Raw genomic sequence first — 21,905 nt, 5'->3', positions numbered from 1 at the left:
TATGAAGGACGAAAAACTTCAAAATTTGATCGAAGATTCAATAAAAAATGAAAAAATGCGTAACTATTTGTCGAAATGTCTTGAACATGAAGAGGAACTGAATTTAAACCTCCCTTCATTTCTCGTCGAGAAAGCTAAACAACGATTTGAAAATAAAATAAAAACCTGCGAGCAGATAGTAAATGATTTACCTGATTGGCTAATTCCAGGTAGTGGTCCTCTCCGGAAATATCTTGATACTCTAAGGCCTATGCTAGCTAGGGTATATATAAATACCTCAGGAAAAATAATAGAACATAACTATAAGGAAATGAAATTTTTTATTAGTAAGGTTTTAAATCTCAACAGCTACCAACTTAAATTGAATTATTTCTATTTATCCATAAAATTGTTAGAGAAGATTGAAACGGGCAAAGAAGAGTCACATTGTAATAAAGAATTTATTGGTGCCTTAGACTTGCTACAAAAGTTTGTAACTGAGGAGAACTATATCCCTAATGAAGCGAATTTAAACTATATAAACGATTTAGAGCATGGGAGTAATGAAAGTGATATCAGAAAAATTTTTTATGGAATTATTCATGAATTAGATAATAAGCTACTTTTTCAAGATCTGTTAAAACAACTTTTAGAAATTATAAAAAATAAAAACGATTCATCATTAATTCTGTTTAGCAGTATTTTTATTGAAATGTGTCTTGCGGATGCTCAAATGGAGGCTGAGGATTTGCATCAGGCCTTACACATAATGCATTCTGCTTTTAAAGATTACAATGAACAAGTAAAGAAAAAATCTAATAGTTTTAATTTAAACAGACTAATTAGGAACGACCTAATCGATTTAAACCAATTTGAAAAAGATATACAAGAAAAAATTTCACGCTCAATAACTGATAATTTAGCAAATAAAAGCTTACAACAGGAATCTGTTCAAGTTGCCCTTATTTTGAAAGAGTTTGATTTTGGCACTTTCTTCACTACCGATGTTAATAGTAAAAAATTAAAGCGTAAACTTGATGATGCTAAAGTTAATTATAATGATACATTTAAAAGAAAGGCTAGCGCTGATAATTTTTCGTCAAAATTCTTTAAAGAAGGTTGGAAAAAAATAAGTAGTACAGCAAACCAAATTATAGAAAAAGGAAAAGCCATAACAGCAGACACAGTAGAAAATTTAGAAGAATTTGCAGAAAATAACGCAAACCGAGTAACCACTTTAATCAAAAAAATTCCTGCACCTTCATTTTCTAAAAAGGACGAAGACACCTATCAAATAGATTTGAATAATTCATTAACAAAAGATAAAGAAAAACTATCGTCGATTGAAAAAAAATTAAATGATTGGAATTTAATACTTAACTGTGTTAAACCGCTTTTCAATCAACATAATCAAAATGATACGGGTCAAATTAAAATAACTGAAAATATAGCGGATTTTGAAGAATCTATTGATACGTTACTGAAATTGCAAATTTCAAAAATACTTGACGAGTTTAAAAGAATTAATAATGAAATAGAAAAAAAGGATTATTGGTTAGCAAAATCTGAGATTAATAAAATTAGTTTGTCTTACAAAATATTTCATCGAGGCTACTTCAATATTGATTTTTCCATAAAAAAATTAAAAGCCGATTTAGGTGATACTCCATCTTTCGACAATATTAATAATTTTATATCAAAACAAAGTTTTTGGCCCTTATTGTTTACTTACGGAATTGTACGTTGGCCATGGCTGAATAAAACAACTTTTGCTCATACCTGGGCGGAACAATTATGTTTACCTGGTGTTATTAGTCAAACAGAGGAATTGAAAACCAAGTTATTTAATAATAACAATGAAAATTTAGTTGAAAAAATAATTACATTATTAAAAGCTTTTTCACCTTATAAAAACGATGTTGTAGTTAATATTCTAAATGAATTTAATCAATATATAGTTGCTCAATTGAATCAATTAAAAAAGTTTAAATTGCATAATAGTAATCGCTCAAAAGAAAAAATAAACAAAACCATAGCATCTCATAACATTGGCCAAGTAAGTTTTTATCCTTCTGCTTCAACTTCCTCTGCAACTGATTCATCTCGTCACTCTTTTCCATTTCTAATACTAGTAAATTAATTTTTAATATTTATGGAGTAAATATAAGATAAAAATTCAGTTAATTAATTATAATAAAAAATAATATTGAGAAATCAAATGACAACTGAAACCGAAAGCTTAGCTCTTATTCAGAAAGCAGAAAAACAAAAGCACACAATCATTGATGAAATATCAAATAGACCTTCTGAAAACTTACTTGTAATACGGGATTGGATTAAGAAAATAGATCTCAAGTCACCCTCCATTAATATTTCTCTAATAACAACTTTCATAGACAGAACCTTTTTTTATATTACAAATAAATTTAATACGGAAAAGGCGGGTTTTATAGAGAAGGTTTTGCTTAATTTAATAAAAAATTGGCATAATTTACAGGAGCAAAAAATATTTGACAATCTTTCTTCTCTGAAAGCATATGCTAAAAATAACGATGCGAATTCCGATACGGAATTAAAGAAATCTCTTGCCCCTGTTTTTAAAGACATTTTTCCTAGACAGAAGAAAAAACTTAAACCGCGAATTATTGAGTTTGATGAAGAAGGGAAAGGTTATGAGTTTTTTAATTGGTACCGATGTTTTTTAGATAATATTAATTTAGAAATTGTATATCCCAAAAAAATTAAAAGAAAATTATTGCAGGAAAAATTGTTTAAACAAGAGTTAGAATGTTTAGGAAAAATAGAAATCGATGAAGAGTCTTATTTAAATAATTTAAAAAGAAAAATTAAAATATATGAATATGATCTTTTTGTTGATAAAGAAGATGAGGATGCTAGACAACGTAATATTGAACAAAAGATAGAAAATACTAAAAAGGATCGGAATCGTCAAAAAATAAGTAAGTTGTTTCTCCCCGATAAATTACGAATTCTAAAAACAATTGAAATTTATAAGAAAACATTTGTTTCTCAATCAGTAAATATAAAACTTCCTTTCTTTGAAGCGAGTAAAGATAGCCTTTTAACTGCATTTCTCAAAACAGTTGATTATGAAAAGTTTCAACAATTAATTAGATTTTCTAAACATATTCTAATTTCTATCAATAAAATAAGAGAGACATTAGAAAAAATAGATAAATTTTCTGAAGATTTAGGTGTCTTTTCAGATTACGTAAGATTTTTAGATGATTGTTACAGAAAGATTAAGGAAAATTTTAGCAGGGAAAATATTGGCAAATTTTTAGAAAGTGCATTAATTCTGTTTGAGCAAAAAACTTTAGCTTTTGATAATAAATATTGTTTACTAAACATACAAGCTAAAAAGCAAAAAGAAATTGTATTTTCAAAACTTGTTTTTTTGGATGATTTTATTTCTAATAATAATGCTCAACAAGTTTTTAAATTACTTTCAGATGATATAAGTACATTTTTCCAGGTCAATCTCGATTCTGCATTAATTAGAAATAGTTATTTGGAAAAAAATACTAATATGCTTAAAAAATTATTAAATTATTTCACAGGCAATTATTATTTTTGTAATCAAAGCCATAAAGATAAATTTGTTAAAATCTTTCTTTTAAATTTTCAAGAAGAATTTACCTTCGAGTTTATTAGGAATAAAATTACTAAATTAAAATGGTGGAATTTTATTTTTTCGGGTATAAGCCCAGCTCGTGTATTCGAGAAAGGATTCAATGAGCGTTTATCAGAAAAATTGTATTTAAAATTATTGGAAGAAAAATTTAAGAAAATTACTGAAAAGCCAGTGCCTAACGTAGAAAATATAGATAAGTTGTATGGTATTAAAAAAGATATTAATTTTTTTAAAAATAAAATACAAGATCATTCAATTAATTTGAATTCGTTAAACGTCCTCGATTCTCGCCAATCTATAGTCGATAGGTTAAAAAAACATGAGGAAATTAAAAAGTTATTAGATAATATTTTGATTCTATCTAATCAAGCTGAAAGTTGCATCAACGAATTTAATTATCTCAAAATTGCTTGTAGCACAGAGAGTGGAAAAGTTTCAGAAAATGGTGAAATAGTTGACTTAAATAATGTAAGTAAATTGCATTTTTCTCTGAAATGGTGGAGATAAATTAAAATTAAATTTCTATTTCCATTTTATATTACAACCCATACTCGGTTGTTGTTGTGGACTAACAGGTTTTCCTTGAAGAATATTATCTAAGGCTGAGCGAATATCCTTACCCGTTACTGGAATTTTATTTCCAGGTCGGGATCCATCTAACTGACCTCGATAGACACATAAGAGGTTTTTATTGAAAATAAAAAAATCAGGTGTGCAAGCTGCTTGATAGGCTTTAGCTATAGACTGCGTTTCATCATAGAGATAGGGGAAACTAAACCCTAATTGTTTAGCTAATTGAGTCATTTTTTTAGGAGCATCTTCTGGATAAGCTATGACATCATTAGCATTAATAGCTATAAAGGCTATACCTTTAGATTGGTAATCTTTTGCGAGTTTGACAAGCTCAAGTATGACGTGCTTTACATACGGACAGTGATTGCAAATAAACATAATGACCGTTGCTTTGGAATTTTTGGTTTCTTTTAAGTCGTAGGGTTTGCCAGTAACTGTATCCAACAATTTAAAATCTGGAGCCTTGGTCTCTAAATCAATCATGTTGGAGGGGGTTAGTGCCATAAAGATTCTCCCATTTTCAATATTAATGTATTATAACCTAAACTTTTATTCATTATATTTTCAATTATGGCTAAGCTCTATTTTTACTATTCTGCTATGAATGCTGGTAAAAGCACTGCTTTACTGCAAGCAAGCTATAATTATCAAGAACGTGGCATGCAAACTTTATTGTTTGCTCCAACTATCGATGATCGACATAAAGTGGGGTGCATAAGTTCAAGGATTGGTCTAAACGCAGAGGCGAATTTATTCACGTTAAAAGATGATTTACTTGAACATGTGCAGACTTATTTAAGGCAAAAACAAGAATTAAAATGTGTCTTAATTGATGAAGCGCAATTTTTGACGAAAAAACAAGTATTACAATTGACGATGGTGGTTGATCGGTTAAATATCCCAGTTTTATGTTATGGATTGCGGAGTGATTTTCAAGCTGAGCCTTTTGAAGGGAGTCTTTATTTATTGATATGGGCTGATGAGATCAACGAGATAAAAACTGTCTGTTATTGTGGCCGCAAAGCGATTATGAATATCAGATTTGATGCTGAGAACCATAAAGTAACCAAGGGAAAACAAATTGAAATTGGCGGGAATGAACGTTATATTGCAGTTTGCAGAAAACACTTTAAATTAGCAGCTATTTAGCTTTAGCTAATTTTTTAAGATCTACCCTTCGTGCACAGAACCTATAAACTAGAATATTTTTAGCCCTTTTAATATTTTCTTAATTTTATATGCTTAATATAAATCTATGATACAGGGTTTTTTAGTAACAGCTTTTGTTAGGAAGTGTATTTTATGCCAAATAAAGCTCCAGATACCTATTCTAATGGGTATGTTAAAAATTTTTATTCATCAGGATTAGCTGCCCAGTTAACTTTTGGCAAAAATATTCAAAGTGAAAGAACTAATAAGAAATTACAGCGTGTTAAAAATAATAATTCTGATGTAAACAAGTTTAACTCTGAAGTGGAGTTAAAAAATTTATTTGAATGTTTATGTTTTATTTTAGCCTGGTCTGATTTCGTAGAAAATTGGGATGAAATTGATGAGGTCGAAAGAAAAAAAATACGTCAATTAATGAAGTTTAAAAATAAGATATCTAAGCCTACTAGAAAGTATATACACCGTGGTTTATATACTATGGTTGTGCAAAACTTACAGAGATTTTGGCAGGTTGCTGAAGATAATAATGAAAAAAAATTGATCGAACATTCACTGAATTGCTTAGAAAAAATCTATCAGGATGATGATATTGATTCAGCTATTAAAAAGAAATCTTTAATAAAAGTTATTGATAAATTTTTAAAATATAAAAAATTTAACTACTCATCTAAAATTGACAATGTATTTTTAGAGGCCGTTAAATTAATTTCTACTTTTTCTTTCTGGTCTGACAAACTTCTTTATGGATGTGGTTTTAGTATCGGATTGATTGCATCATTAGCGTGTGGATTAAGTACAGGCGGAGCTATTTTCATCTTACTAGTAGGATTTAGTTTGCCTTTGGGATTTGTGATTCCTCTAAGCTTGCTAATTTTCCTAGCGGGAACCCGAGCCAATTTCCAGCTTTTCTCACAGCATATTCCACAATTTTTTCAAGATCTTTGCAAAAAAGATAATCATCTACAATTATCTAGAAGTAAGAAGTTTCTACTTTTACCTGCTGGGTTTCTTTCTTTATCCGTGGGAATTGCAGCAGCTGCAATTACCTACCTTGAAGGTACAAACATGATAGCGCTTATTTGTCCGGCATTGGCCGCAACATGTCCACATTTGACTGTCGCTCTCTTGGGGGTATTAGCCGCTGCGTTATTAATTGGCTTAACCATCGTTATGCTAAGGACCTTTTATGGCGTTTTAAAGTCGCAGTTTTCATGGGAAGATTTCAAAGGGAATATTCAAGAAAAATGGCAAAATATAACCGTTACTCAGTTTTTTGTTTATATTTTTAAGGTATTGGTTATGGCTGTTGCCTTTTTTGGTTTGATTTATCTTGATTTCACTGGGACAAAAACTTTGGCTGGGCTATTAGGTTGGGTTGCTGCGGATGCCATAACAATAGCCGCAATTTTAGGGGATTTACCCTTTACCTTGAAAACGGCACTTGCTTGGTGTAATAGTTTATTTAATGAAAGGAACTCTAATTCTAACTTAACAAAAGATACAAAATATTATTTAGGGCAGATAGTGGAATTTTTGGCACTAATTATCAATGCCTTGGGTAACGCGGCTTTGGTATTTACTGATTCATGTGTCTCTCGTATTGCTAGTATTGCTGCTTTCATGAATTCTTATGCCAGTAATCGTATCCAAGAGGATGATAGTCTATTAATGCAAGCAAGAGTTATGGCAACTGAGAAATCTTTATCTTCATTAAAAGCAACTTTTTTTGAACCTTCTTTTAAAGCTTCTCAAATACAAGTTGAAGTCCATAATGATGATGAGCTCTCAAATGATAGTTCAGGCAGTGCATTCGGCATTACAGCAGTATAGGAGGTTTGATTTAACTTGGACAAAACACTGACCTTGTTATACACTACGCTTCCCAAATAGTCCCTAAAAATAAAAGACAGAAGTTTATAAGTCTATTCTCTATTTGAGGCATTAATGGCCATAACTACCTTAAAGCGAATTTGTGACTATCTCAGTTTTTCTAAGATTCAACCCTGGCTGGTTTGTCTTTCGGCCGCACTCTTCTTCTTTTACGAATTTATCCAGATGGGTATGTTCAACTCCATTAGCCAAGAGTTAATGTATGATTTTTCAATAAATGCGAGTCAATTAGGTTTTTTATCTGCTACTTACTTTTATGCAGATGTTATTTTTTTATTATTTGCTGGAATCTTAGTCGATCGCTTTTCAATTCGTACTATTATACTCAGTGCGATGGTTATGGTTGTTCTTTCTACTATTTTGTTTTCTTTAAGCCGATCTTTTGAAATAGCGGCTTTTAGTCATTTTATAGCCGGGATAGGTAACGCCTTTTGCTTTTTAAGCTGTATTAAGTTAGCGACGCGATGGTTTTCTTCTCAGCGATTAGCGTTGGTGATTGGTATTATCATTACTATTGCCATGGCCGGTGGAATAGTGGCGCAAACCCCTTTCGCTCTGGTTGTACATGCATTAGGATGGCGCACTGCTGTAATGATGAATGCCGGACTAGGGATATTAATTACCCTATTGGTTTACTTCTTCGTTTATGACTATCCGAAGCATCAGCTATCACAGAAAATGGCGGAAAATAAAGCCACTAAGCCTATTTCTGTAATCAAAAGTATTAGTTTATCCTTACAGAATAAACAGAATACTTTAGCAGGAATTTATACTTGTCTTTTAAATTTACCAATTATTTTGTTGGGTGCATTATGGGGGACTTTGTATTTAACTCAAGTGCATCACCTTGAGAAAACCCGAGCTTCATTAGTTGCAACCATGATCTTTTTAGGGACTATCATTGGCTCACCTTTGGTAGGTTGGTTCTCTGACTTTATTGGTAGGCGAAGGTTGTTGATGATTATTGGTGCTATGTTTTCTTTACTGGTTTTGCTAATTATTATGTTTACACCCGTATTACATTATTATACCTTGCTTATTTTATTTTTATTATTAGGCTTTTTTACTAGTACACAAATTATTAGCTATCCGTTAATTGCAGAAAGCAATCCTAGACATTTGACAGGCACTTCTACGAGTTTAGCTTCAATTCTAATTATGGGTGGCGGTGCCGTATTCCAACCCTTATTTGGGTGGTTAATCGATCTACATTGGGATCAAACCTTCTTACAAGGCGCACCTTTCTATTCACCCAGTAATTATCGTTATGGTATGGCTATTATGCCGATAGCCTTTTTAGTGAGTTTACTTGCTGCGTGTTGCTTACGTGAGACCTTTTGCCAACCTTTTATTCGAGAGAATAATCTATGCTGACTTCAGCTGTTCATGAGAATGTTTCAATAATGGATAAAAAACTGCCATGGATAGTTTGTTTTTCAGCGGCACTGTTTTTTTTCTATGAATTTATTCAAATGAATATGTTCAATGCTATCAGTGCCGATTTGATGCATGCCTTTTCTCTTAATGCAACTGGACTGGGTAAGTTATCGGCTTATTACTTTTACGCCAATTTATTATTTTTACCGATTGCGGGGGCTTTGTTAGACCGATTTTCTACACATAAAATTATTCTTTCTTCTTTGTTTATTTGCATTATTGGTATTGTTGCTTTTGCAATGACAAGTTCATTTGTATGGGCATCTATATTTCGGTTCATGAGCGGTATCGGTAGCGCTTTTTGTTTTCTAAGCAGTATCCGACTCGCATCGCGTTGGTTTCCCGCAAAAAATATGGCTTTAGTTAGTGGCTTAATCGTTACGATGGCCATGATGGGGGGGATGGTAGCGCAAACGCCTTTGACTTTATTGGTGGAATTAGTAGGTTGGCGCCATGCTTTATTTTTTGATGCAAGTTTAGGCGTTATTATTTTCTTAGTAATTTTAAGTTTCGTTCAAGATTACCCAGCCAATTTACATCAAGAACAAAAAAATTCGCATCAAGAGCTTTCTAAATTGGGACTTTTTAAAAGTTGGCGACTCGCCTATTTAAATCCACAAAATAGTTTATGTGGGTTGTATGTTTCCTTGCTCAATTTACCCGTTGCGCTTTTAGGTGCTATTTGGGGGAGTTTATTTTTGCAGCAAGTGGATCATTTTTCTGCAACAGAAGCATCATTTGCACCAAGCTTGCTTTTTATAGGGACGATCATTGGTGGTCCTGTTGTAGGATGGGCATCTGATAAAATTCAAAAGCGTATACCCCTTATGATGTTAGGGGTCATAATTTCCCAGTTAATAGTTATTACAATTATCTGTGTACCAGGGTTTTCTATTTTAACTATCGCTTCGCTATTTTTTGCTTTAGGTTTTTTTACTAGTAGTCAGGTGTTGAGTTATCCTTTAGTTGCTGCCAGTAATCCGAAAAGTCTTACTGCCACCTCAGTTAGTGTCGTATCTTTTATGGCAATTGCAGGCTACGCGGTTTTTCAACCTTTATTTGGTTGGCTGATGGATGCAAATTTTCGAGGAACGGTATTAAATCAATTTAGAATCTATTCCTCCAGTGATTATCATCGCGCTTTACTCATTATACCCATCGGGTTTTGTATTGCTTTTATCACTACATTTTTAATGCGAGAACCACGTGCTTAATTAGAAGTTGTTCTAAATTGATTCAGTCAATATCTTAATTGGCTATTTTAAAAAAGATTCGCTAGTATATACTTCTTTTTTAGCTTTAAAGCTCGGTTTTAATCACACTTCTCTTTTTTATAAGTTTGAGAATAAAAAATGGATAGTTACACAACTTTTACTTCGGAATCAGTATCAGAAGGGCATCCGGATAAGATTGCCGATCAAATTTCTGACGCAGTTTTAGACGCAATTTTACTTCAAGATAAAAATGCACGAGTTGCCTGCGAAGCGCTAGTTAAGACGGGTATGGTGCTAGTAGCTGGCGAGGTAACAACAACAGCTTGGGTTGATGTGGAGCAAATTGTCAGAGAAACCGTAAAGGAGATTGGCTACAATAGCTCATCAATGGGATTCGACTGGGAATCCTGCGCTGTTATGACTGCTATTGGTAAACAATCGCCTGATATTGCTCAGGGAGTGGATAAGTTCAATAAATTGGAGCAAGGTGCAGGCGATCAGGGTTTAATGTTCGGTTATGCAAGTAATGAAACCGATGTACTTATGCCTGCGGCTATTACTTATGCGCATCGTTTGATGGAACGCCAGGCAAAGTTACGTAAAAATAACAGTCTGAATTGGTTGCGGCCTGATGCTAAAAGCCAGGTAAGTTTACGTTATCAAAAGGGTAAACCTATTGGCGTGGAAGCTATCGTGCTTTCTACTCAACATGCCCCCGATATTGCTTATGACGAGCTGAAAGAAGCCGTAATGGAAGAAATTATAAAACCTATTTTTCCAACAGCTTGGTTAACAAAAACCACAAAATATTATATAAATCCTACGGGCCGTTTTGTTATTGGCGGACCTTTGGGTGATACAGGATTGACAGGACGTAAAATAATCGTAGATACGTATGGTGGTATGGCTCGCCATGGTGGGGGTTGTTTTTCCGGTAAGGATCCGAGTAAAGTCGACCGTTCGGCAGCTTATGCGGCACGTTATGTTGCCAAAAATATTGTTGCTGCAGGGTTGGCTGATCGCTGTGAAATACAGGTTTCTTATGCTATCGGTATTGCGGAACCCACATCCATAAATATTAATACATTTGGTACGGCTAAATTACCGGATAAACGAATCGTTGAGTTAATTCAACAGCATTTTGATTTAAGACCAAGAGGTTTAATTAAAATGCTTAATTTATTAAGACCTATTTATAAGCCTACCGCGGCCTATGGTCATTTTGGCCGTGAAAACGAAGATTTTCCCTGGGAGAAAATTGATAAGAAGGAATTATTACGCGCAGACTTATTAACCCATGAAATCAAACAAGTAACAGAATTATAAATTATTCTTTGTAATTGGAATTTTTGTCTGCGTTGCTGCTTAATTTGCAATCCTCATGTATTTTATTACATCTAGTTTGCTTCACTATGCGGCTTTGCCAAAGTATCCACTCTGGAATATAAGAACGGTATTTAATATTTATTTAAGTTATTGAGAAAGTATTTATGATCGCCGAAAAATTAAAAGCTCGCATTACTGACTATAAAGTTGCTGATTTAAATTTAGCAGAATGGGGACGTCGAGAAATCACTATCGCTGAGACAGAAATGCCAGGTTTAATGGCTTTACGCAAAAAGTACGGGCACGAAAAACCTTTAAAAGGCGCTCGTATCGCGGGTTGTTTACACATGACCATACAAACAGCCGTTTTAATTGAAACACTGCTTGATTTGGGCGCAGAAGTGCGTTGGTCTTCTTGCAATATTTTTTCTACACAGGATCATGCCGCAGCAGCAATAGCTGCTCGAAATATTCCAGTTTTTGCTTGGAAAGGAGAAACTGAAGAAGAATTTTGGTGGTGTATTGAGCAAACTTTAATTGGACCCAATGCTTGGATGCCAAATTTATTATTGGATGATGGGGGCGATCTTACTTTATTACTCCACGAAAAACATCCTAAACTTTTACATGATATAAAAGGAGTATCCGAAGAAACTACAACAGGTGTACATAGACTTTACCAAATGCAAAAAGAAAAAACATTATTGGTTCCAGCGATAAATGTGAATGACTCTGTAACAAAATCTAAATTTGATAACCTCTATGGCTGTAGAGAGTCGTTAATCGACGCTTTAAAACGCGCGACTGACGTTATGATCGCCGGTAAAATTGCCGTAGTTTGTGGTTACGGTGATGTAGGAAAAGGATGTGCTCAGAGTTTGCGTTCCTTTGGCGCGACAGTATGGATCACGGAAATTGATCCTATTTGTGCATTACAAGCTGCCATGGAAGGTTATCGTGTCGTAACCATGGATGATGTAGCAGAACTGGGAGATATATTTGTAACGGCCACTGGAAATAAAGATGTTATTACTTTATCCCATATGCAGCAGATGAAAGATTTAGCCATCGTTTGTAATATAGGGCATTTTGATTCTGAAATAGATGTAGCCGGGTTACGTCAATTTAATTGGTTAAATATTAAGCCACAAGTTGATCAGATAAATTTTCCAAATAAAAAACGTTTATTACTATTAGCTGAAGGTCGTTTAGTTAATCTAGGCTGCGCTACAGGACATCCAAGTTTTGTTATGTCTAATTCATTTACCAATCAAGTTTTAGCGCAGATTGAATTATGGCAATATAATAATCGTTATGAAAAAGGCAAAGTTTATATGCTCCCTAAAGCGTTGGACGAACAAGTGGCTCGTTTACATTTAGAGAAAGTTGGAGCTAAATTAACAGAACTGACTTCTGAGCAAGCCCATTACATTGGCGTAAAACCTCAAGGACCCTATAAATCCGATTATTATCGTTATTAAAAATTTATTTTTCAAAAATTTTAATGCCCTCTTTGCTAGCCATAAGTAAAATATTTGCAGGACGCTGGGCGAATAAACCATTACTCACTACACCTGGAATATTATTTAATAAACGCTCAAGTTTAATGGGATCTGTAAAATCCCAATGTTGAGTATCTAATATTATGTTGCCATTGTCGGTAACAAACTTTTCTCTATAAATAGGAAAGCCTCCCAATTTTACTAATTCTCTCGCAACATAGCTGCGTGCCATAGGAATAACCTCTAGTGGCAGACTTTTTTGCCCTAGCATTCCGACATATTTACTTTCATCAATGATGCAAATAAAATTTCTGCTTGCAGCGGCGATAATTTTTTCACGTGTTAGTGCTCCACCACCCCCTTTTATAAGTTGCAGTTGCGGATTGACTTCATCAGCTCCGTCTATATAAAAGGCTAACTCACCGGTGCAATTTAGATCTAATATAGGGATATTAAATTGTTTTAAACGTTTTTCAGTTTCTACAGAAGCTGCGACTACTCCTTCAATTTTATGTTTAATATGGGCTAACGCCATAATAAGAAAATTGACAGTGCTACCACTTCCTATGCCTAGAATAGAGCCTGCTTTAATATATTCTAATGCAGTTTCGGCTACTTTGCTTTTTAAAAGTTCCTGATTTTCTGCTCCCACTAAAATCTCCCCCATTCAGATTTTCGTAAGTTACTTTGACATAAGCTTAAACAGCATGCAATTTCTATAGCTGATTTTTCTAAAAAGTTATCATTTTAGAAAAAAATCATATTTCATCCAAATTTAGATTTATGACACTCGAACCTACTATGTAACCTATTAACGCAGCGTCTTCTGATGAGAAGCCACTAATAAGAGTTGGTACAGTAAAAATTTGATGGGCTGTGCGCATAAAATATAGGCCCTGACCAAGAATATTGACCAAAATGGTATTATCTCGATATTGCGCAATTATTTGGTAGCGTATTTGTTCTGATATATTCCACATAGTGTATCTCCATAAAAAAATAGTTTAATAAGAACTATTCATGTTGTTTAAATCCTTATCGCATTCTATGAAGAAAATATTTGTCTTTGATTATTAGCGTTTTAGATTCAACTTTATTGGCCATTGCAGTGCAAGATGATCACGATTGCTCAGTATAAGTTTTATAGATGGGTATGCTTGTGCACACGGTATATCTAAAAAATGACAAAATACTATCTCTTTAAAACTATACTATGTGTCTAGCTGTCAATTCAATGTGCAAAAAAGTTTAAAACAGGCTAGAAAAATGGTTTTTTTACCTACTTGGTAAATTGATTTATATTTTAAACCTTAAAATGAGCTTTATTTCTAAGTATGCTTTTCCCCGCTTAACGTTTTTTGATAAGCTGTGTTATGCTTGGCCAATTTTATGAGGCCTGCTACAAAATCTATGGGGTTTGTTTAGTGACTGTCTCCAGTGATCCTTAAGAAAAAGGGATTTGCATGCTATACCTTAAGGAGCATTTAACTGGGGAAAAGACTCATGATAGTTTTGGAAGAAGTTTAGTGGCTTTTAGTTTTTTATTATTAAGAGGGCTGTATGCTTAGATTGGGATTACGTAGCCTATTGTTTTTAACATTATCTATTATTTTATCATCATGTGGGAAAATAGATAATAATTCTAAAGCTCATCCGACGAGCTTTAAAGCCGGAAAAGATTATGAAGTTATTTCTACGTCGGAAATTATTCCGAAATCGGCACCAAAAACCCAAGTACAAGTGATAGAGTTTTTTAGTTATGCTTGTCCTGCCTGCTATCATTTTGAGCCAACATTAGACAAATGGCTTGCAACCCAGCCAAATTATGTAAAATTTGAGCGCGTACCGATAGTATTTCAACCAAGTTGGCGCAGTTTAGCTAGAGCTTTTTATATTGCCAAAATGTTGGGAGTCGAAAAAGAATTGACGCCTGCTATATTTAAAGCTATCCATGTTGAAGGACAAGATTTATCAAATCCTAAGCTTCAAGAAGAATTTTTTATAAAGCATGGGGTTAAACAACATGAGTTTGAAAGTATAGCTAGTTTTTCCCCAGGTATTGATGCACAATTATTGAGAAGTGATACTTTAATGCAACAAGATAAAATTCTTGCTGCACCTACATTAGTTATTGATAATCGATATAAAGTTGATCCCAGCATGATAGGTGGAGATCCCGCACGCTTTTTGCAGGTAACTGATTATTTGATAGAAAAAGTGAGAAAAGGAGACGAATAACTTGAGTGATTTCGTCAACATCCGAGACTTATATTTTAGTCGTAACGGACGCACTATTTTTTCCGATATCGAATTAAATATTCCGCGGGGTAAAATAACGGCCATTATGGGTCCAAGTGGATGTGGTAAGACTACGTTACTGCGTTTAATAGGTGGCCAACTAAAACCCGAACACGGCAATATCCATGTCGATGGTAAGTTAATAAATAAACTGCCTCGAGCGCAACTTTATGAATTACGTCGTAAAATGGGTATCTTATTTCAAAGCGGAGCATTATTTACCAATCTAAATGTTTTTGAAAATGTTGCTTTTCCTTTAAGAGAACATACCGAACTACCCGATTTTATGATTCGTGATATTGTATTGATGAAATTACAATCTGTAGGCTTACGTGGTGCTAAAAATCTTATGCCTAATCAACTTTCAGGTGGTATGGCACGGCGTGTCGCTTTAGCGCGAGCGATTGTTCTAGATCCAGAGCTTATTATGTATGACGAACCTTTCACAGGTTTGGACCCCATTGCACTTGGCGTGATTGTAAAACTTATTTCAGATTTAAACAAAGCCTTGGGTATTACAACGATCTTAGTTTCTCATGATGTAAAAGAAGCGCTAAGTATAGCAGACTATATTTATGTGATTGCTAGCGGAAAAATTATTGGTCATGGTACGCCAGAGAAAGTACACATAGATAAGGATCCAGAGGTTCAACAATTTTTACAAGGGTTACCTGATGGCGTAGTCCCTTTTCATTATCCCGCTATTGAGTACAGCCAAGAGTTACTGCATTAATATATGTTGATATTAGAAAAATTTCGATTATTGGGTCAGTTTGGTCTACAGCTATTAATGAGCATTGGTCGTTCCGGGATTTTTTTAGCGCATTTATTAATACGTAAACCACGGTTTAAAAAAAGTTTTCCTTTGTTAATCGAACAACTATTTTTTATTGGAGTACTATCTTTAATCATTATTGTCTTATCAGGGTTATTTATTGGCATGGTAGTGGGATTGCAAGGCTATAATACTTTAAATAAATTTGGTGCAAGTCAACAATTAGGGCAATTGGTTGCTTTAAGCGTGGTAAGAGAATTAGGACCAGTGGTTACGGCATTATTGTTTGCAGGTCGTGCGGGTTCAGCATTGACAGCAGAAATTGGTTTGATGAAATCTACGGAACAACTTGCATGTATGGAAATGATGGGTGTGGATCCATTATGGCGTGTGATTTCACCGCGGTTTTGGGGTGGTTTTATCAGTATGCCCCTATTAATGATTATTTTTAGTGCAGTTGCAGTGTGGGGCGGATATTTAGTGGGTGTCGTTTGGTTGGGCGTGGATAGTGGAACATTTTGGAGTGCTATGCAATCTGCCGTTAATTTTCATGATGATATAGTGAATGGAATTATAAAAAGCATAGTATTTGGTGGTGTTGTTACATGGATAGCTGTGTTTCAAGGATATGATACAGTTCCAACTGCTCAAGGAATTGGTCGAGCAACAACGCGTACCGTTGTGTATTCTTCCCTGGCTGTATTAGGCTTGGATTTTGTATTAACCGCAGTGATGATGGGGGGTTGGTAAGTGCGCGAGAGAATAATAGAAATTTGGGTTGGTTTTTTTATGTTATTTGGGATACTTGCTTTATTAGTTTTGGCTTTTAAGGTAAGTGGATTAAGTAGCTCCATAGGTGAAAATGGATATAACATTACAGCTGCTTTTGATAATGTGGGTGGATTAAAAGTACGCTCGCCCGTGTCTCTAGCAGGGGTTCATATTGGGGAAGTAAGCGCAATAAAACTTGATAACGTTCAATTTAAAGCTATCGTGACGATGAAAATTGATTCAAAGTATAAACAATTGCCTGTAGATACTTCTGCAAGTATTTTAACTCAAGGCTTATTAGGAGCAAATTATATTAGCTTGACACCAGGATTTGCTCAAACTTTTTTAAATAATAATGCTATTGTACAAGATACGCATCCCGCATTAATTTTAGAAGATCTTATTGGCCAATTAATATTTAGCTTAAAGAATTCAGGGGGAAAAAAGTGAAAAAAGTTATAGTCGCATTGCTTGGGTTATTCATGTGTACAATGGCTTGGGCGATTTCATCGCCTATAGAAGTGCTACAAAATACTTCGAATCAGTTAATTTCAGAGCTGCAACGAAATCAAGCCACACTTAAAACAAAGCCACAGATTGTTTATGGTATCGTTGACCAAATTTTATTGCCGCATGTTGATGTAGAGAGTATGTCGAGTAAAGCCTTGGGTCGTGCTTGGTCCAATGCCACGCGCGTTCAACAACAAGCTTTTGAGGATCAATTTGTTACGTTACTTGTTCGTACTTATTCAAGTGCCTTGGCCCAGTACACTAATGAACGCGTAATTTTTTTACCATTACGCGAAGATTTTAATAATCAATCTTATGTAGAAGTTAAAAGTCGCGTCATTCGAGAATCAGGTCCTCAGATTAATCTTAATTATCGAATGCTACGAGTGCAAGGTCAATGGAAGCTTTATGATTTTAGTGTGGATGGAGTGAGTATCATAGAAAGTTTTCGCTCTCAATTTGTTGAAGAGTTGCGGCAGAGTGGTATCGACGGTCTTATAGGTAAACTCGCGCAACATAATAATCAAAGTGATTAATTTAGATGAACAAGCCATCCTTAAAGTTTAAAAAAGACCATTATGTCTTATCAGGGGCTTTAAATATCTATACCGTACCGGGTATGTGGCAGCTCAGCCAAAATATCTTAAAAAATGATAAAACTTCGTTGGTTCTTTTTAATCTAGAAGATGTTACTCAAAGTGATAGTAGTGGAGTGGCCTTATTGATTGCTTGGACACGAATGCTAAAACAACGTGATCAAAAAATTCGTTTTGTAGCTCTACCTCCACAAATGTTTGCCATCATTCGAGTATCAGATTTAGAAAAAATATTGCCTATAAATCGCTCCTCGTGATGGATAGATCTAAAGCAAAAAAAGCTCAAATGCTCATCCAAGATAAGTATCTAACCTGTCTTGGGAATTTCTACTCAAAAGATACATATTTAAAGAAATGCTGCGCATGGATAAATGTACTAGGTATAAAAATAGAGATAGAGAGATAAATGGTGGATAAACTAATTATTAGAGGTGGCATCCCATTACAAGGTGAAGTCAGAATTTCTGGTGCGAAAAATGCAACCTTACCTATTTTAGCAGCGTGCTTATTATCAGAGGAACCTATTACTTTATTTAATGTTCCCCACCTACAGGATGTTACCACCATGGTAGAACTTTTAAGTGGTATGGGAGCACAATTTACCATAGGTGAGCGCATGAGTTTAGAAGTGCGTTCTCGCGAACTGATTGATTCCTATGCACCCTATGCATTAGTAAGAAAAATGCGTGCATCCATTTTAGCTCTAGGTGCATTACTCGCCCGTTGTGGTGAAGCTATCGTCTCACTTCCTGGTGGTTGTGCGATTGGTACACGTCCCGTCAATTTACATATTCAAGGACTTGAAGCCATGGGTGCAAAAATTGAAATAGAAAATGGATATATTAAAGCTAAAACTAAAGGACGCTTGCAAGGTGCATTCATCGAACTTGATACGATTACGGTCACTGGAACTGAAAATTTAATGATGGCAGCGACCTTAGCGAAAGGTAAAACTGTCATCAAAAATGCGGCGCGTGAGCCAGAAGTTGTTGATTTAGCCAATTTTTTGAATAGCATTGGGGCAAATATTAGTGATGCAGGAACAGATACAATTACTATCGAAGGTGTAGAGCAATTAACTGGAGGTTATTATCGAATTTTGCCGGATCGAATAGAAGCGGCTACTTATTTAATTGCAGTTGCTTGCACACGAGGTTTTATTCGTCTAAAAGATATTCAGGCAAACACTTTAGATGCGGTTATTTATACGTTGCGTCAAGCAGGGGCAGAAATTGCTATTGGGGATCACTGGATCGAACTTGATATGCGGAATAAACGCGCCAAAGCCGTTAATGTGAGTACTGCACCCTATCCTGCTTTTCCGACTGATGCACAAGCGCAAATTATGGCGCTTAATATTACAGCGGAAGGAACCGGAATTATTACTGAAACAGTGTTTGAAAACCGTTTTATGCATGTGCAAGAAATGCGCCGAATGGGTGCTGACATTATCTTAAAAGGTAATGTTGCAATCTGTAAAGGTGTCAATAAATTAACAGGCGCAGAAGTTATGGCTACAGATTTACGGGCTTCAGCGAGTTTGGTATTGGCAGGTTTAACAGCTGAAGGTGAAACGACCGTAAATAGAATTTATCATATAGACCGCGGTTATGAGTGCATCGAAGAAAAATTATCGCAGTTGGGCGGAAAGATTCGCCGTGTGTCAGTATTAGATGGCAGTTGATATTAAAAAAACTAGAAATTTATAAATTGCTATGCAACTTATAAACTTCTAATTATATTTTTATGATTAAACTACTGTAGCTTCACAAACATTAGTCATCGTTCTTGTTTGTATTCCGCTTAACATATCCCAAATCGATTTAGCTATTTTTTTAGCTGCTTTTTCTGCTGCTAATTTTTCTTCCATAGGTAAATTTTTTATAAGTGTTTTAGTGGCCTCGGCATGTTCTACATCCGCTTCAAGATGGACTAAGAAAAATTTTAGGGTGGGTTCATCGACAATATCATAAAATTGTTTCAATCCAGTGATTTTACTGGCAGCTGTTTGCGGGATCTGACGTTCGTAAGCGTATAAAGCACCTAAGCCTTCTGCATAAGAAGAACGTGAAAGAGCCATAAATTCATCAATAAATTGTTTCGTTTCGGGAAAAAGTGCACTGCTAGTGACGGCAGCTTCTGATAAACCGAGTCCTTTGCTAAATTGCAACCATAAAACCGGATGACTATCGAGACCATTCATCCCTTCTTCGTCGTTTAAATTGTCTAATAATACTTTTCGTGCCTCAGAATTTTGACAATTGCTATGCGTGGCACTGATATAACGAGGAAAAGCATCCACATGGTGATAATACTGGCAAGCATAATCACGAAGATTGTCTAATGACAATTTTCCAGCAGACCAAGCTTGATAAAAAGGATGTTTTAATAAATGGTTTTCATTCAGCTGTCTATCAAGTTGCTGCATGTAATTAATTTGCAAAATATCATTAAGCGTAGTATCCACCGTTTGCATAGTCATAGTGCCTTTCTCCTTATTTGGGTTAGAGCGAAACATTATACCGAATTTAATCTCAAATCTAAAACCAAGAATATGTCTCAAATATTACCAACTTTTAAGCGCATATTGTTTTAAAGGTTTACTTAATAGAGTGTATTTTTCAAAAACGCAAATTTTATTTAAAAACAAATCTTTTTTGATTATTTTGCCCATTAAATTTACATAATTAGTCTAATTTGACACTATTTGGTTTAACTTCTACGATAAAGTGCATTATTTTATTCTTTAATAGCCATTAAAGGGAGTTTTCTATGAAGAAATCAGAAACAACTGCTTACTTAATTGCAGGGGTTTTAGCTACTTCTGTTTTATTAACGGGTTGTGGCGGCGGTAGTGGCGGCGGTATGGGTGGGCTCGGGGCTACTGGAGCTACGGGTACGACAGGTGGTACAGGTGGGACAGGACCTGGCGGTTTAAATCTAGTTGATTTACTCGGAAGCAGTGGCGGTATCACCTTGGCTGGAAATGTATTAGGGCAAGAAGGTATAGTTGCCCGTGCTCTTAGCCAGCAAGATGTAGCCGATTTAGCAGCCGCTGGAATATTAGGAACACAAGGCGTACAAGTCTTAGAAAGAAATGGTCAGATCCTTGGATTAGAGTCCCCAACAGGTTCTGTATTTGGTGTTCCTGTTAATGGGTCACTGCCTGTAGTAGGAGGTGTAACTTTACCTGCATTACCAACAGGTATACCACGAGTAGGAATTCTTGGACTCTAGGAATAAAAAAAATTCTTTGTCACGAGTTTTGTGTGTAGAAAAATAATTTAAGATGCTCAACATTAAGCTCGTGGCGGCTGAATATTGACTGTATTTCGTAATTGTCGTTCGACTTGACCAGGAGAAAATACACTAATTACCTCAGCAATAGTGCAAGTTGGAAAAAAAGACAGAAAAAAATAAGCCAAATAGCAAATAAGTTTTGAGTGATAGGTTTTTACTACTCTAAATTGTCGAATATCCATGTTAACTAGCAATCTATAAGAAAATCTAAGAAAAGTTTAGTAGACCTTAATGATTAATCAATAGTTATTAATTTTTTATTTTTAATTAAATAGAAATTGTTTTTAAAGCTGATTGAGTTTGATGAGCTAACTTAGCTATTTCATCGAATGATCCTTTTGCAATAAGCTTTCGGGGAGCTATCCAAGTTCCACCTACACAAGAAACATAAGCCAAGTTCAGATAGTTAAGAAGATTATCAGCATGTATGCCGCCGGTTGGGCAGAAACGTAAAGGTAGAATTTCTGCAATGGCTCTCAGTGTTTTGATGCCACCTAGGCTTTCAGCAGGGAAAAATTTAAGAAATTTTAGCCTGAGCTGATGAGCTAATAGTGCTTCACTAACGGTAGCAATACCTGGCATATAGGGAATATTATGCTTTTCAGCTTCTAGCACTAAAGTTTTATTTAAACCAGGACTAATCGCAAATTTTGCACCTACAGATTTTATCTGTGAGAATTGCTTAGCATCGACAATAGTGCCTGCCCCGACTAAAGCTTCTGGAAAGGTAGTATTTATTTTCTCGATAGCGGCTAAAGCGCAAGCCGTGCGTAAGGTAATTTCTAAAACCTTAAATCCAGATTTTAGCAGTATTTCAGCTAAAGGAATTGCATGTTCTACTTTATCGATTACAATAATCGGTATGATACGATTTTGGCTTAGAATATCAATTAAAGTAAGCATCGATGT

Annotated in this window: 22 protein-coding genes; 16 read left to right on the top strand and 6 right to left on the bottom strand. The window is 34.8% G+C overall.

Going from position 1 to position 21,905, the window contains the following annotated elements; genetic code table 11:
• Position 1 precedes the first annotated feature (1 nt).
• On the top strand, positions 2 to 2,119 hold the full coding sequence (locus tag AACL18_RS07910) for a hypothetical protein (RefSeq protein ID WP_339050449.1): 2,118 nt from the start codon (positions 2 to 4) through the stop codon (positions 2,117 to 2,119).
• Positions 2,120 to 2,197: 78 nt separating this feature from the next.
• Positions 2,198 to 4,141, top strand: coding sequence for a hypothetical protein (locus AACL18_RS07905; RefSeq protein ID WP_339050448.1), 1,944 nt, complete (start codon positions 2,198 to 2,200; stop codon positions 4,139 to 4,141).
• 15 nt (positions 4,142 to 4,156) lie between these two features.
• On the opposite strand, the gene AACL18_RS07900 is transcribed toward AACL18_RS07905, so the two are convergent.
• On the bottom strand, positions 4,157 to 4,711 hold the full coding sequence (locus AACL18_RS07900) for a thioredoxin family protein (RefSeq protein ID WP_339050447.1): 555 nt from the start codon (positions 4,709 to 4,711) through the stop codon (positions 4,157 to 4,159).
• 66 nt (positions 4,712 to 4,777) lie between these two features.
• Between AACL18_RS07900 and AACL18_RS07895 the strand changes: the two genes are divergently transcribed.
• The 6 genes from AACL18_RS07895 to ahcY all read left to right on the top strand — a co-directional run bounded on the left by AACL18_RS07895 (position 4,778) and on the right by ahcY (position 12,725).
• A complete protein-coding gene (locus AACL18_RS07895; RefSeq protein ID WP_339050445.1) occupies positions 4,778 to 5,356 on the top strand; it encodes a thymidine kinase in 579 nt (192 codons plus the stop codon).
• A 153-nt stretch (positions 5,357 to 5,509) separates the two neighbouring features.
• On the top strand, positions 5,510 to 7,207 hold the full coding sequence (locus AACL18_RS07890; RefSeq protein WP_339050444.1) for a hypothetical protein: 1,698 nt from the start codon (positions 5,510 to 5,512) through the stop codon (positions 7,205 to 7,207).
• A 114-nt stretch (positions 7,208 to 7,321) separates the two neighbouring features.
• Positions 7,322 to 8,641, top strand: coding sequence for an MFS transporter (locus tag AACL18_RS07885; protein ID WP_339050442.1), 1,320 nt, complete (start codon positions 7,322 to 7,324; stop codon positions 8,639 to 8,641).
• Positions 8,635 to 9,918: an MFS transporter gene (locus AACL18_RS07880; RefSeq protein ID WP_339050441.1), complete on the top strand. Its 1,284-nt coding sequence runs from the start codon at positions 8,635 to 8,637 to the stop codon at positions 9,916 to 9,918. Before AACL18_RS07885 ends, AACL18_RS07880 begins: the two co-directional genes overlap by 7 nt.
• 138 nt (positions 9,919 to 10,056) lie before the next feature.
• The gene (gene metK, locus AACL18_RS07875; RefSeq protein WP_339050440.1) at positions 10,057 to 11,244 is read left to right on the top strand and encodes a methionine adenosyltransferase; all 1,188 of its coding nucleotides are present in this window, start codon (positions 10,057 to 10,059) and stop codon (positions 11,242 to 11,244) included.
• A gap of 164 nt (positions 11,245 to 11,408) precedes the next feature.
• Entirely contained in the window at positions 11,409 to 12,725 is a 1,317-nt protein-coding gene (ahcY, locus tag AACL18_RS07870) for an adenosylhomocysteinase (RefSeq protein WP_339050438.1), read from the top strand.
• 4 nt (positions 12,726 to 12,729) lie between these two features.
• Here the strand turns inward: ahcY and rpiA are convergent, their stop codons facing one another.
• Both rpiA and AACL18_RS07860 read right to left on the bottom strand, forming a co-directional pair.
• Positions 12,730 to 13,413 carry a ribose-5-phosphate isomerase RpiA gene (rpiA, locus tag AACL18_RS07865; protein ID WP_339050437.1) on the bottom strand — a complete coding sequence of 228 codons (684 nt, stop codon included), beginning with the start codon at positions 13,411 to 13,413 and terminating at the stop codon, positions 12,730 to 12,732.
• Positions 13,414 to 13,504: 91 nt separating this feature from the next.
• On the bottom strand, positions 13,505 to 13,726 hold the full coding sequence (locus AACL18_RS07860) for a hypothetical protein (RefSeq protein ID WP_339050436.1): 222 nt from the start codon (positions 13,724 to 13,726) through the stop codon (positions 13,505 to 13,507).
• Positions 13,727 to 14,306: 580 nt separating this feature from the next.
• On the opposite strand from AACL18_RS07860, the gene AACL18_RS07855 reads away from it, so the two are divergent.
• From AACL18_RS07855 to murA, 7 genes are all read left to right on the top strand, one after another.
• Positions 14,307 to 14,984, top strand: coding sequence for a thiol:disulfide interchange protein DsbA/DsbL (locus tag AACL18_RS07855; protein ID WP_339050434.1), 678 nt, complete (start codon positions 14,307 to 14,309; stop codon positions 14,982 to 14,984).
• 1 nt (position 14,985) lies between these two features.
• Positions 14,986 to 15,777, top strand: coding sequence for an ATP-binding cassette domain-containing protein (locus AACL18_RS07850; RefSeq protein WP_339050432.1), 792 nt, complete (start codon positions 14,986 to 14,988; stop codon positions 15,775 to 15,777).
• A 3-nt stretch (positions 15,778 to 15,780) separates the two neighbouring features.
• Entirely contained in the window at positions 15,781 to 16,569 is a 789-nt protein-coding gene (gene mlaE, locus AACL18_RS07845; RefSeq protein WP_339050430.1) for a lipid asymmetry maintenance ABC transporter permease subunit MlaE, read from the top strand.
• Positions 16,570 to 17,040: an outer membrane lipid asymmetry maintenance protein MlaD gene (gene mlaD, locus AACL18_RS07840; RefSeq protein WP_339050429.1), complete on the top strand. Its 471-nt coding sequence runs from the start codon at positions 16,570 to 16,572 to the stop codon at positions 17,038 to 17,040.
• Positions 17,037 to 17,636: an ABC transporter substrate-binding protein gene (locus AACL18_RS07835; protein ID WP_339050428.1), complete on the top strand. Its 600-nt coding sequence runs from the start codon at positions 17,037 to 17,039 to the stop codon at positions 17,634 to 17,636. The genes mlaD and AACL18_RS07835 overlap by 4 nt, the downstream gene beginning before the upstream one ends.
• Before the next feature lie 5 nt (positions 17,637 to 17,641).
• Entirely contained in the window at positions 17,642 to 17,953 is a 312-nt protein-coding gene (locus AACL18_RS07830) for an STAS domain-containing protein (protein ID WP_339050427.1), read from the top strand.
• A 152-nt stretch (positions 17,954 to 18,105) separates the two neighbouring features.
• Positions 18,106 to 19,380: a UDP-N-acetylglucosamine 1-carboxyvinyltransferase gene (gene murA, locus AACL18_RS07825; protein WP_339051649.1), complete on the top strand. Its 1,275-nt coding sequence runs from the start codon at positions 18,106 to 18,108 to the stop codon at positions 19,378 to 19,380.
• 66 nt (positions 19,381 to 19,446) lie between these two features.
• Here murA and AACL18_RS07820 read toward each other — a convergent pair whose 3' ends face one another.
• Complete coding sequence (locus AACL18_RS07820; RefSeq protein ID WP_339050425.1) at positions 19,447 to 20,178, bottom strand: CADD family putative folate metabolism protein; 732 nt, start codon at positions 20,176 to 20,178, stop codon at positions 19,447 to 19,449.
• A 290-nt stretch (positions 20,179 to 20,468) separates the two neighbouring features.
• Between AACL18_RS07820 and AACL18_RS07815 the strand changes: the two genes are divergently transcribed.
• Positions 20,469 to 20,933: a hypothetical protein gene (locus AACL18_RS07815; protein ID WP_339050424.1), complete on the top strand. Its 465-nt coding sequence runs from the start codon at positions 20,469 to 20,471 to the stop codon at positions 20,931 to 20,933.
• A gap of 62 nt (positions 20,934 to 20,995) precedes the next feature.
• On the opposite strand, the gene AACL18_RS07810 is transcribed toward AACL18_RS07815, so the two are convergent.
• Together AACL18_RS07810 and eda are read right to left on the bottom strand one after the other, a co-directional pair.
• Positions 20,996 to 21,178, bottom strand: a complete 183-nt coding sequence (locus AACL18_RS07810) for a hypothetical protein (RefSeq protein WP_339050423.1) — start codon at positions 21,176 to 21,178, stop codon at positions 20,996 to 20,998.
• A gap of 85 nt (positions 21,179 to 21,263) precedes the next feature.
• On the bottom strand, positions 21,264 to 21,899 hold the full coding sequence (eda, locus tag AACL18_RS07805; RefSeq protein ID WP_339050422.1) for a bifunctional 4-hydroxy-2-oxoglutarate aldolase/2-dehydro-3-deoxy-phosphogluconate aldolase: 636 nt from the start codon (positions 21,897 to 21,899) through the stop codon (positions 21,264 to 21,266).
• Between the last annotated feature and the right edge of the window lie 6 nt (positions 21,900 to 21,905).

This window comes from Rickettsiella endosymbiont of Xylota segnis (assembly GCF_964019545.1).
Classification (GTDB): Bacteria; Pseudomonadota; Gammaproteobacteria; order Diplorickettsiales; family Diplorickettsiaceae; genus Aquirickettsiella.
This window is presented reverse-complemented; position numbering and strand designations above follow the sequence as displayed.